Annotated in this window: 9 protein-coding genes; 5 read left to right on the top strand and 4 right to left on the bottom strand. The window is 63.9% G+C overall.

Annotation, left to right across the window (positions count from 1 at the left end):
* Positions 1 to 95: 95 nt before the first annotated feature.
* Positions 96 to 2810: a TrlF family AAA-like ATPase gene (locus OG876_RS01575; RefSeq protein ID WP_328522918.1), complete on the bottom strand. Its 2715-nt coding sequence runs from the start codon at positions 2808 to 2810 to the stop codon at positions 96 to 98.
* A gap of 209 nt (positions 2811 to 3019) precedes the next feature.
* Between OG876_RS01575 and OG876_RS01570 the strand changes: the two genes are divergently transcribed.
* Both OG876_RS01570 and OG876_RS01565 read left to right on the top strand, forming a co-directional pair.
* A complete protein-coding gene (locus OG876_RS01570) occupies positions 3020 to 3556 on the top strand; it encodes a hypothetical protein (protein WP_328522917.1) in 537 nt (178 codons plus the stop codon).
* Between the two features lie 64 nt (positions 3557 to 3620).
* The gene (locus OG876_RS01565; protein WP_328526843.1) at positions 3621 to 4256 is read left to right on the top strand and encodes a mobile mystery protein B; all 636 of its coding nucleotides are present in this window, start codon (positions 3621 to 3623) and stop codon (positions 4254 to 4256) included.
* Between the two features lie 325 nt (positions 4257 to 4581).
* On the opposite strand, the gene OG876_RS01560 is transcribed toward OG876_RS01565, so the two are convergent.
* The 3 genes from OG876_RS01560 to OG876_RS01550 are packed head-to-tail and all read right to left on the bottom strand — an operon-like array spanning position 4582 to position 8578.
* Positions 4582 to 6276 carry an ATP-dependent DNA helicase gene (locus tag OG876_RS01560; RefSeq protein WP_328522916.1) on the bottom strand — a complete coding sequence of 565 codons (1695 nt, stop codon included), beginning with the start codon at positions 6274 to 6276 and terminating at the stop codon, positions 4582 to 4584.
* Positions 6246 to 8198, bottom strand: coding sequence for a MobF family relaxase (gene mobF / locus OG876_RS01555; protein WP_328522915.1), 1953 nt, complete (start codon positions 8196 to 8198; stop codon positions 6246 to 6248). The genes OG876_RS01560 and mobF overlap by 31 nt, the downstream gene beginning before the upstream one ends.
* Positions 8192 to 8578 (bottom strand): hypothetical protein, encoded by a 387-nt coding sequence (locus OG876_RS01550; RefSeq protein WP_328522914.1) that lies wholly within the window; start codon positions 8576 to 8578, stop codon positions 8192 to 8194. The genes mobF and OG876_RS01550 overlap by 7 nt, the downstream gene beginning before the upstream one ends.
* A gap of 294 nt (positions 8579 to 8872) precedes the next feature.
* Here OG876_RS01550 and OG876_RS01545 point away from each other — a divergent pair, with 294 nt between their 5' ends.
* From OG876_RS01545 to OG876_RS01535, 3 genes are read left to right on the top strand one after another with little or no spacing between them, the layout of a single operon-like run.
* Positions 8873 to 9202 (top strand): hypothetical protein, encoded by a 330-nt coding sequence (locus OG876_RS01545; RefSeq protein ID WP_328522913.1) that lies wholly within the window; start codon positions 8873 to 8875, stop codon positions 9200 to 9202.
* Between the two features lie 34 nt (positions 9203 to 9236).
* The gene (locus OG876_RS01540; protein ID WP_328522912.1) at positions 9237 to 10553 is read left to right on the top strand and encodes a hypothetical protein; all 1317 of its coding nucleotides are present in this window, start codon (positions 9237 to 9239) and stop codon (positions 10551 to 10553) included.
* 28 nt (positions 10554 to 10581) lie between these two features.
* Positions 10582 to 11577: a hypothetical protein gene (locus tag OG876_RS01535; RefSeq protein ID WP_328522911.1), complete on the top strand. Its 996-nt coding sequence runs from the start codon at positions 10582 to 10584 to the stop codon at positions 11575 to 11577.
* Positions 11578 to 11590 lie beyond the last annotated feature (13 nt).

The following is an 11590-nucleotide window of genomic DNA, read 5'->3' as shown; positions in this document are numbered from 1 at the left end:
GCGACGCGTAGGGATAGCCCAGCTGAATGCGGTTGTGTGCTGTATCCAACCGGCCGTCGGTCATGCGCCATATCGGACGCAGGACCGCGGCTCGGTCATGTGTCGGTGGGGCCGATCAGCCGTCGGTAGCGGGTCTTGATGGCGTCCCTGCCGCCTTCGAGGATCTCGCAAACCTTGGCTCTGACCTCGGCGACCTGGAGTGTGCCTTCGGCTTCGATTCTCGGGAGGTGCTCTCCGTGCTCGAGCGCGAGGATGTTCTCGGCGGCGGACGTGACGACGATGTTGGCGTTGTGGGTGGAGACGATGATCTGGCGCCGGGTCTTGATGCTCTTGAGAGTTTGGACCGCGAGACGGTTGATGAGCTTGTTCTCGAGATCGTCCTCTGGCTGATCGAGCAGGAGTGGATCGATCCCCATCTGAAGAATGACGGTGAGGAGAGCCGCTGTCCTCTGGCCGGGCGATCCTCGATCGACTGGCACCAGGTTTCCACCCTCGGCCGGGCGGTATCGGACCTCGACCAGGTCTTCTGGGAACCAGAGCATGATGCTGGTGATCAGGTCGAAGGTGTCGGCACTGACGAGGCGGCTGTAGAGGCGTGCGTCCACCTTGATGGATTGGGCAATGGTGGAGTCGGCGCCCCTTTCGGCCAGGTCGATGAGCGCCTCCTTGAACTTCTGCACCTCACTCGGGAACCGCGGATCCTTCGGTTGCTGAGCGAGTAGGGATGCGGCGAGTCCGTCCCTTCCGAACGCCGACTCGAACGATTCTGGGCAGTTGAGGAGAGCGCGAAGTTCTTCTCCGACGTTGGCGATGTCGCCTTGCTGATGGACACGAGTGACGACCGAAGCGGCGTCGAGTTGCCGGGCATAGCCATCGCGGCGCTTGAAGATTTCGTCTCTCTTTGATGCGAGCTTTTCGGCGAGTTGGGCGATCACCGTCTCCTGCACTTGGCATCGGTCATTGGTGCTCTCGATGCCACGAAGTTCGGCCTCGAGATCAGCCTCCCGCTGCCGATCGGCCTGGATCTGCTCGGCGGCCGTGCTGGAGGCGCCGCCTTGCTCAGCCAGCCAGTTGTTGAGCTGCACGACTCGTTCTTGCCATGACGCAGCGGGCGCTGTGGTCTCCCACGACGCGCGCGCTGTCGCCAGAATGGTTGCAGCCTGCTCAAGAAGGTCTGAAGCGTTCGTGAACGAGGTGGCTCGGTAGGTGTAATCGCTGACCTGAAGGGCGTCGGTCACGAGGTCGCGCAGAGTCTTGGCGTGGGCACTGAGGTCCTGCTCGATACTCTGGGCCTGTTGCTCAGCGGTTGCGGCGTCCCTGATGCGAGCCTCTGTCGTGGCGAGCTCTTGGTACTGCGGTGTTGCCCGAAGTTCGGTCAGATGTCGCAGGCGACCTCGCACCTCTTCGAGTTGGCCTCGGATGCGGTCGGCCTTCTCGGCTTCCGCGAGCAACTGGCGGAGCTTGTTGCGCTCGCTTCTCAGCTCGAGTCGCAGCTGCTGGTACTCCTCGTCCCATACACCCTTCTGGACGGGCGGCATGTCGTCGAGGATCGTCAGGAAGCTTTGGGGGGATGTTGCCAGCTCGTAGATCTGCTTCTGACTGAACGCGCGAATCGGCACACGATCGAACACCCGGCCCGCTTGCGCGTGCCAGGAGTTTCCGTCTTGGAGTTCAAGGACCGAGCTGTCCGGCTTGTCGCCCGACCAGGCAACGCGCAAGAGCTGGTCATCTTTGGTGTATTCGACGACGATCCGCGTCTGGTCGTCCCACCAGCGTTCGCCGCGTTCCGCGGACGGCTGGAACCGTCTCAGATCTTCAGCGACCGATCCTGCCAGTTCATGGCTACGGCCAAGCGCCAGCCGGAGCAGTTCGAGCAGCGTCGACTTGCCGACACCGCGGCCACCGATGAGGCAGTTCATCCAAGGACCAAAGCGGTAGTCCTCGGTCACGCCGCCGTGCACGACGGTGATCCGGTTGATGCGCCCGTGACCAGTGTTGTTGGGATCGCCGTCACCGCGCCGGCACCGTCGTACAGACTCATCGGGATCCGTGAGAGCGAGGCGGAGACCCTCGAGATCGAGCGTCTCCGCCTTGACGAGCGTCAGGTGAGTACCCGGCGCCTTCGCCTCCAGACCGTCTGGACAGCCGTCGGTGGTCAGGTGATGTGCGTCAGATCCCAACAGCGGAACCCAGCCCAACATGTCTGCCGTGCCGGTGTTCGAGTCGTCCACAACCTCGACAGCGAGGATGGAATCGGACCTTGTGAGGGCTTGAACCTCGCGGGGATCCATCCCGAAGACGCCTCGGGCCTTGTCTGCGTGCGCGGGGACACAGACACCACCCAGGTCCGCGATCACCGCGGCCGCGTCGAACACAGTCTTGTTCGCGGTCTCATCGCTGCGTCCGCGAGTGCCTTTGAAGTCGCAGAGAGTCAGCGCGCTGTTGACAACTTCGGCCTCGCACGCCGGGTCGAAGATCCCAAGGATGTGAATGCCGCCAGTCACCGTGAGTTCAACGCCTGGAAAGATCACGAAAGGAGGAAGGTCAGGATCGCCTCCACGCAGCTCGGCCAGGGCGTCTCGCGCCGGCTCGACCCCGGCGTGGGAGTTGTGGTCGGTGATGATGATTCCGTCGACTCCCGCGTCGATGTAAGCCTGGATCCATTCCTTGAACGACGGCTTGGGCTCCTCGTTCGGCATGTCATCGAGGCCCCCGTAGTCGAAGGAGGCGGGCGAGTGGGCGTGGATGTCGAGGCTCCACCAACGCGCCCCGGCATGCTGCCGCGCTGCGCGCAACGCTTCTGAGATCAACGCGATCCTTCCGATTTCAGCCGACCCGCCGGAAACGGCTCGCCGCGGCCCGGTGACTCTTCCCCCGGTGTCTCGTACATCGGAAATGGACACGGAGCGTTACGCCGGGACCTGACTGCTGCGATCCCGGGTCCGCCTCAGACATGGCAGGTTCACCAAACGCATCTGTGCCTGATATCATTCAATCTGAATGAGGAAGGATCTGGTTGATGCCCGTTCGCAAGTCCGTTTTGAACGCGCAAGCCTCACGTGAGGCGGCGCGTGTTCGTGCGCGCCGCGAGCTCGTCGAGCTGGACCAGCGGCGGTTCGCAGTCATGCAGGTGAAGTCTGGCTGTAGTCAAGAGGTTGTCGCCAAGGCATTGGGAACCTCGCAAGCTCAGATTTCGCGGTGGCTGGCGGAGGCTGTGGCTCGTCCACGATCGTTGTCGGTCACCGTCGACGAACTGCTCAGCCGCAAGCTGCTCGGTGAGATCTCGGCGCCAGACCTGATCGAGCAACTGGCCACGGTCAAGCTCGCTTACGTCAATCCGGACAAGCGGCCGCAGTCATCTTGGGCGAAGGTGCGCGACGCGCATCGGACCGGCGTGTTGAGCGACGAGGAGACACACCAGATCGCGCGTCGGACTGCTGAGCGAATGGTCGGCCGCGTGAACCGACACATGGCGCTCGAGGCGCAACTTGTTAGCGACGCAGCTGCTGAACGCTCCGTCGATGAGGCCACTGAACGTCTCCTCCAGACCCTGTGACACTGCACCAAGCTGTGCGTACGTCGCGGGAGTTGATGACCGTGCAGGTGTGCCAGCGGTGAGCATGTTCGACCCGCTCAACCAGCCGTACGGAGCCACTCCGGTCGAGGAGGAGGACCGGCAGTACCTCCTGGCGCCCCACCAGGGCATCGAAACCATGGCTGAGCTCAATGACGTGGAAAGTAGCAACATCGCCGGTGCCAGGTTCTGGATTCGGGACGAGGCGTTCGATGTGCCCGACCTGCTGTCGGTTCCCGTGCAGTGCGCCATCCATCGACGGATGTTCGACCAGGTATGGGACTGGGCCGGGCGCATCCGCACCCGTGAGCTCTCCATCGGTATCGATCCGTACCGAATACGCGAGGATTGGCCTGCCGCCCTGGGCGACGCCACTTACTGGGTCGAGAACCGCACGTTCAGTCCAGCCGAGCTGGTGCTGCGATTGCACCACCGCACGGTCCAGATCCATCCGTTTCAGAACGGCAACGGCCGGCACGCGCGCATTGTCGCCGAGGAACTCGCCCTCGCTCTCGGCCTTGGTGAGGACTGCTTCTCCTGGGGCGGACACCTTGGTGTGCCCCTCGACCAGCAACGAGCGGCTTACCTCGCCGCGCTGCGACGGTTCGACGAGAACCGAGACGACATCGAACCGCTCCTGCGGTTCGCCATAGACCCCGAAGCCGAGGATGCATGGCCCTGACACTCCGGGCCACGAGGCACTACGTTGAGGAGGGTTGCCGGGGGTCGTCGACAGGGCAGCCGCCTACTGCTGCACCTTTACTTCGCTCCACCTGCACGCCACCCAACATGGCACGACTAAGACTCGATGTCGCCGGGCGGGACGACTCGGGTGTTGGGCAGTGAGCTGAGGGAACGTGGGCCGAGTGTTGCTCGCCTGGGCGAGATGTCGATGGTTCGTGCGCTCCGGGGCCGGTCGTAGGGCGCCGCGACGCGAGGCCGTTTGCATTCCGGAGGGGCATGCTGGTTTCGTGCTGCTGACGGGGCGCGGCAGTTGTCCGAGGGCGTTAGTGCGCGATCTCGGGCTTGGTTGTGGACCTTGGGCTGGTGCTGATGTTGGCCTGAGCTGTTGGATCCTCCGAGAGGCCGTCGTTAAAGACCTGCTGCATCAAGCCCTTGAGTCGGTTGCGTTGGCGTTGCTGGATATGTGCCGTGACTGGCGCTAGGCCCAGGGGTTCGGTCCCGGCGATCTGGTGAAGCTCGCGGTATGCAGCGATGTCGCGGATAAGTTGTTTGCGCAGCTCAGCTGCCTGAGGCGCGGACTCGGTGAGGAGCCGGTACCACGGCTCGTTGGTTGAGGCGGCTTGATGAACGAGCCATTCTGCGCGCTGGGCGATCTGTGACTCGATCTCCTGGAGGGCTGCCTTGTAGGTGGGGTTGGAGACGTGGACAGACGGTGTAACCAAGCCGACGATGAGTGCGGGCGACGCCCAGCGGGTACGTCGTTCGGCTCGTGTGATGAGTCGTTCGACGCGGGCGTGGAGGACGGCGGCTAGGTCATTTGCGTTGGTCAGGGATGACTGGTTGACGATCTGGTGGAGGGTGCTGGGGACGTCGAGACCGAGGTGTTCGGCGCGGCGTAGGGCGGTGATGAGGGGGCCGAGAGCGGGGGAGGATTGGAGTGCGGCTTGGTCGATGGGGTCGAGGCCGCTGTTGGTGATGGCGGGGCGGTAGCGTTCACGAGCGTCAACCTGGCAGAGGTGTTCGTGGATGGCGATGAGGCGGTCGAGGCGGCTGGCGTTGTCGAGCTCGGTGCGCATGGTCTCGTGGGCTGAGCGTTCGATGCCGTCTTGTTCGAGGACTGCTTCGAGGACGTCTTGCATGGTTTGAGGGAACTGGGGTTCGTGCATCTCGGCGGTCGTCCTGTGGGTGGCGACGTAGGCGCGGTTGCTGTGGCGGCCGCGGGTCATGCCGACGTACATGAGGGAGCGTGTGAGCCTGTCCGTGACCAAGAGGTGGGCGGTATCGACGGTGGCGCCTTGGGAGCGGTGGGCTGTTGTGGCGTAGGCGAGTTCGACGGATTCGCGTACGTACGCTCTGGGCAGAGTCACGGTCTGGAGGTCGTCGTTTTGGACGGTGAGGGAGCCGTCGTCCCAGCGGTGGATGACGGTCCAGCGGTTGCCGTTCTGGACGAATCCTCGTCGTCCGATGCGGAGGCGGCGGTTGTTGAGGCGGGTGACGATGTGGTCGCCGAGGCCGACGTGGGTGCCGTCATGGAGGAGGATTCCGTCTGGTTCGACCTGGCCGGTGGTGACGCGGTCGAGTCGCGCCCGGGCGTTGAGGCGTGTGACGGTGGCGTTGTCCGCTGCGATCAGGAGACTGGTCTTGCCAGCGTTGCAGTCACGTCGCCAGGCGAGGTAGGCAGCGTCCTCCATGTCTTCAAGTGAGCCGTGTGAGAGTCGATCGTGATCGTCGTAGAGATCGATGACCTGCGAGTGTCCCTTGCGGAGCTCCAGGCTGGCTTCACGTTCCCACTGGTTGGAGAAGCGCCAGACGTCGCTGAGCTCGGCCGCGTTGGTGTCGCGCGCGATGAGGCGGAAGGCGCCACCGACATCCGCGGCGCCGAGCTGGGCGTCGTCCCCGACGAGGAGGAGCTTCGCGCCGGCCTTGTCGGCTTCGCGAGCGAGGGTGGCGAGTTCCATCGTGCCGGCCATGGACGCCTCGTCGACGATCACCAGCTGGTTTTCGCGGAAGTGTGCCATCGGTCGCGATCGGCGTACGCACGAGCCAGCTCCGCGATGATTCGCCGGTGGCGCCGTCGACGGCCGGTTGTCTCAGCTGCATGTGCCGCTCGTTCGAGTTCACTAATCCATCGGCTGCGTTGATCGGCTGCGACTCCGACGGCCTCGTGGATCCACTTGGCGAGATTGTCTGCTGGCAGGGACAGTGTGTCCGACAGTATGGTGGCTGCAGCGGAGGAAGGCGCTAGGGCTATGACGGATCCGTCGCCGTGCTGCGTCTCCCAGCTGGTGCGGAGAGCGGCGAGAAGGCTGGTCTTGCCGCTGCCGGCCGGGCCGACGAGAGCTTCGACTGTCTGACCGCTCTGCGCGATCCGCCGGAGTGCTTGGATCTTGTCGTCGCTGAGGCGCGTGGTCGTCAGGCGATGGGTGGAGATGGTCGGGGCGTCGAGCTTTGCCGTGAGGTCAAGGAGCAGGCTCTCGGCTCCTAGGATCACTGGAGACGTGAAGATCTCGCCGTTGTGAATGGTGAAGACGCTCTGCCCATCTGCGCGACGTCCCGGTGTGGTGAACGTCGCGGCCGGAGAGATGCTGATCGACTGTTGTTCCGCGTCGTGAACAATTGCCTCGAGCACCTGAAGGCGGTCTTCAGTGGTCGAAAGACGGAGGAGGCGGGTCTGGCGGGACGCTTCCGCGAGGAGATTCCACCGTGTCCAGGTTGCACGCTTCGTTTGCAGTGCAAGAACTGTCGTCGCGCCGTACGCGTGGATTGTCTCGGCACTCAGATCGGCCGCGGTGAGTGGTCGGTCGGGTGTTGAGTCGAGGACCTTCTCGATGATGGCGGAGGCCTGGTTGTGTGTGACTCGTTCGGCGCGCTCGCGCCAGCTGCGCATCAGGTCTGCCAGCGGCTTCGGCAGGGGTTTCGCCGGCCGGTTCATCAGGGTTGCTTGTTGCCGGAGTGCGTACATCTCACGTCGACCTGGCGGCCCAGAGTCGTCGGCGCGGTGTTCCAGCAGAGTGGCGAGATTCGCCTCGATCTGCTCAGTGCGTGAGGAGAACTCGCCGATCAGTTCTTCCGGGATCCCTTCGATTTCGAAGGCCGGCGATCGGCGTTCTCCACGCTCCTGGAGTTGCCAGGCGACGCCGAGCCGACGGCTCAGGTTGTCGGCGAGAAGCGTGTTGTGTACCTCGGACAAGGCCACGGCCGCGGCGTATAGAACCCTGCCATCGATGGTGCGCCAGCATCCGTCGTCTCCCTGAACGCGATTGGCTACGACGACGTGGGTATGGAGTTGCGGGTCGCCGCTTCTGGTGTCCCAGTGGTCGAACGCGGTTGCGGTGATGCCGCGGGTGTCGAGCTGTGCGACGCCATCGTGGCCGGTTCTGGTGAACACTGCCTGGTCCTGAAGGATCTCAAGTACGTCGTGGATCGCCTCGTGGTGTGCCAGGACGATCTGTTCCTGCACGCCTACGTCGGCGGTGGCCCACAGCGCCGAGACTGACTTGACCGGGGAGAACGTCAGGTCGAAGCCGGCAACGGCGTGCTTCGTCTTCTTACGGGCGGCGGTCTTTTGTATCTGCTCGATCTCGAGCTCACGCAGTGCTGTCGGCAGGGTAGGATCGAGCGCACGTATCTGGTCCGCGACGCTCTCGCTCGGTGACTTGTACGTACGGTACGGCTCGCCGAGCGTTGCACCCGTGATCGGGTCTTCTGCTCGCCCGAACAGCGCGGCCATCTGTTCCTCTGTGACTTCTGCTCCAGCCTTCAACTGTCGGTTGCCGAGGCCGCTCAGCCCACGTCCCAACCATCTGCCGGCCGGGTAGCCGGATGCTGCGTAGTACGCGGTGAGCGGTGTTGCCATGCGCCGGTCCACGTCGCCGGACGCGACGTATTTGAGCAGATACGTGTAGCCGTCGCCGGCCGTCAATCGGTGGATGCTCAGCATGGGGTGCCGCGATCCTCCGGCGGCGCACCAGCTGCCAGATCGCTTGTCCCCGGTACGTCGATCTGACGCTGAAGACGGAAGATCGCCTGATCGAGATTCGCCAGCTCAGCGAAGGCCGGCTGAAGCTGTTCGGCAACAACGGCCGGTGGGCAGGCGTCAACCAGTCCGAGAAGGATCTTCCGGATCGTCTCAGTGTGCGAAGCGATCGAGGAGCGCTCTGCTACGGCCGCGTTGGCCGCCGACTTCTGTAAGCGCCAATGGCGCAGGCGGCAACGATCCGAGCAGAATCGCTGGTCGGATCGACGGGCGACGAAGAACGCGGCACAGTGCTCGCACGCTCGGTCCTTGTCGCGTTCAGAGCTGTTCACGGTGTGGTTCATGAACGCTCAACGCTGGGGCCCACGCCAGGCCGCTCGGACCCGTTTCGGCGACGGAAACGCCTCGGATGCAAGAAGTGTGACCGGATTGAGCAGCCATGCAGCTGGCGTCGGGCTCCGACATCAGTTGGTGCAGCGTCTGCTCTGACCCGCGGGTTGTGGCTCGAAACGTTGAACCCGTGGGTGCGCGACGCCACTGATCCCAGTCAGGTTGCAGGCGCAGTTATCCACAGATTCAGCGACATCCCGTCAAAACGGGATCGTTCTGGCCCATCTTCCTCAGGACGAAAGGAACTCATGAACAACTTCGAAGTACCCGGTCGGGTGGCAGATCTGGTGACTCACGCCGAGGCGATCCTCGAGGCGTTGGAGGCGAAGGAGCCGGGCGGTCGATGGGCCATGACGGCCTTCAGCCGGTATCGAGCTCAACAGTTGCTCGGCATGCCGTACGAGCCGTTCGACGGTGATCTCGATGCCGATCCGGCCGCACTGTTCGACCAAGCGGCCACCGCGGTTGATCAACTCGAGGTGCCGATCGAGCACTTGAGCTGGCGCCTCTCGCTGGCCGATGCCTTAAGGGCCACGGCCATCGACATCCGGATGGTCCGGGATGCGTACGACGTATGAGGACCTCCTCCGAGTCGCCAGACGAGACGCAGTCGTGGCGTACAACTCTGCCCACGCTGACACCACGGATCTGGTCGCCGGCTGGCAGGCGACGCTGACCGCGGCCCGTCATCACTTCCGCTGGCTGCGACTCGAACTGTCTACGAGTGATTTCGCAAGCGCGGACCCGCTCGCTGCGAAGGGGGCGCTCGCTGCACTCGCCCGGTCGATCGGCGCCGGAGGTGACCTACTTGCATCGCAGAGCAGGAGCACGCGAGGCGCCTGGGACGACGAGAACAGTCTCGAGGCTGCCCGAGCGGAGTTGGCATGGATCATGGATCGGGCAGCCCGCGCAAGCGTCGCGAGACTCAAGACCGCGCAGACGAACGACGGACTTCGCCGCCACTTGGCCGATGTAATCGCTGAGCTCAAGTCCGTCCGCAAACGCGGATCCCCGGATATCGGTGACATGCGTGGCCTAACGACAACTCTGCCGCACGCGGCTGTCGACCAACCCTCGCAGGTGATTCTGCTAGCCGCCCGCTGGCAAGCGGCGCATGAGACGACGGCCCCTGGCGGTACGTTGACCCGCGACCTCCGATCGACCACAGCACAGGTGCGTACAGTCATCGGCTACGGCATGCATCTCGCCGCTCGGTTGGAGCAGCGCGGCACCACCGCGGAGCTATCTCGAGAGCTTGCGCAAGCTCTGCGCCTGGCCGGTGCGGCCACGCAACACGTTGCACGTCTGTGGCGCACTCGTCTATCAGACTTGAACGGTCGCAGCGAAGGACCCGCCGAATCGGCGTTCGTCGAGCTGATCGGAGTGATGCGTGCCTGGATGTCTGATGGGGAGAGACTGACGCGGCCTCAGGATCCCTTGGATGATCGGCGAGCCGGCACCGTCGTCCGAGACGTCATCGATGAGCTGATGCAGTCAGCTGATCGGGTGGCGAAGGTTCAGCAGGAGACTGTCGCCTGGCTGGTGAGACGTGGACATCTGTTCGTCCCGCGTGTCGAACTTGCCAAACGCGACCCTGAGTTCGACCGGCGGCCTCAGGTTTGGCGTCTGAGATACCCGCAGCCAGCATGGGTCAGAACCAATATGGTGTCGTGCTTCGATGAGGTGACAGCAGCTCTGGCCGAAGTCACCGATCACCTGTCTGCTGCCGCGCGCCTGGCGCGGAGAATCGCTGGAACGTCCGACCTGCGCCGCCCCTACGGACCCAAGCATTTTGTTTCGCCTCCCGTACAGCCCGTGCCTGTTGTCGACCCACCAGTTGCGACGAGATCGCCAGGTGGTCGATACCGGCCGGAGTACTGGGACCTCATTCCGGAGATCTACAGAGATCTGGACGGTCTCGAACGTTGAGCTTTCCCAGACTCAACTTGGAGGATTGATGGAGCGCCCACGAGTTACCCCCGAGAACCTGCGCGAACCGCTGCACGCGGAGATTCGCAAAAGGAGCTCAGGCGTCGAGTGGGTCAGGTGGCTGGATGCCGCACTGGCCTTGCGCAACTGCAGCTTCCGGAACGTCGTACTGATCACGCTGCAGATGCCGTACGCGAGCCAGGTCGCACGGGCCGACATCTGGAAGAGGTTCGGACGTTCGATCACCGACGAGCAGCAGAACCGCGACATCCGGATCCTGGCACCCGTCATCCAGGACGGCGCCAGGAAGGCGATCGCTCAAGAGGGCGGGGCAGAGCTCGAATTCGATCGAGCCCGGCCGGCTCGTGGAGGCGGCCGGCTGGTCGGGTTCAAGGTCGGATCCGTCTGGGACATCTCGCAGACCGACGGGCCAGAACTACCTGCGCGGCTGCAGTCGCCGGGCAGATCGACCACCGATCTCTGGCGAGCGCTCGCATATGAGGTTCAAACCGCCGGTTACACGCTTGTCCAAGGCAAAACTGGCCGTCGCAGTCTTGAAGGGTTGACCGACTACCAAGCCCGGACCGTGGTCATCAGACGCGATCTGGACGATGTAACGGCCGTCGCCCGTCTCGCGCACGAGGTCGCACATCTGCGGATGCACGATCCGAAGGAGATCGCCTCGGCTGGCAGCGTCATGTGCAGGGGAATCCGCGAGATCGAGGCCGAGTCCGTGGCCTACATCATGTTGGCTCACCACGGGTTCTCGACCGGCGGGTCCTCCTTCAAGTACATCGCCAGCTGGGCCGCCGCGGTGAACAAGCGGGAGCCCGAGAAGGTCATTGAGCGGACGGGTGCCCGTGTCGTGTCTGTCGCACGGCGCTTGATCGAGTCAGTCGATCGCCATCTTCGGCGTGCTGAGTTCAGCCTGGCTCGACGTCCAGGACTGGACGCAACCGCTCTCGACCAACTGACTGCGCGCCACGACGCGGTTGGCCGGTCCTTCGGCGGTCCCGAGTGGTGATGGAGGTGTTGGA

Source organism: Kribbella sp. NBC_00359, from assembly GCF_036097425.1.
In the GTDB taxonomy this organism is placed as follows: Bacteria; Actinomycetota; Actinomycetes; order Propionibacteriales; family Kribbellaceae; genus Kribbella.
Note: the sequence above shows the minus strand (reverse complement) of the source record. Positions and strands in the feature narration are given on the sequence as shown.

What these genes read in the sequence shown, in the direction of transcription:
- OG876_RS01545 (WP_328522913.1), top strand. Translation starts at nt 8,873, where the DNA reads ATGAACAACTTCGAAGTACCCGGTCGGGTGGCAGATCTGGTGACTCAC.
- OG876_RS01570 (WP_328522917.1), top strand. Translation starts at nt 3,020, where the DNA reads ATGCCCGTTCGCAAGTCCGTTTTGAACGCGCAAGCCTCACGTGAGGCG.
- OG876_RS01535 (WP_328522911.1), top strand. Translation starts at nt 10,582, where the DNA reads ATGGAGCGCCCACGAGTTACCCCCGAGAACCTGCGCGAACCGCTGCAC.
- OG876_RS01565 (WP_328526843.1), top strand. Translation starts at nt 3,621, where the DNA reads ATGTTCGACCCGCTCAACCAGCCGTACGGAGCCACTCCGGTCGAGGAG.
- OG876_RS01560 (WP_328522916.1), bottom strand. Translation starts at nt 6,276, where the DNA reads ATGGCACACTTCCGCGAAAACCAGCTGGTGATCGTCGACGAGGCGTCC.
- OG876_RS01550 (WP_328522914.1), bottom strand. Translation starts at nt 8,578, where the DNA reads ATGAACCACACCGTGAACAGCTCTGAACGCGACAAGGACCGAGCGTGC.
- mobF (WP_328522915.1), bottom strand. Translation starts at nt 8,198, where the DNA reads ATGCTGAGCATCCACCGATTGACGGCCGGCGACGGCTACACGTATCTG.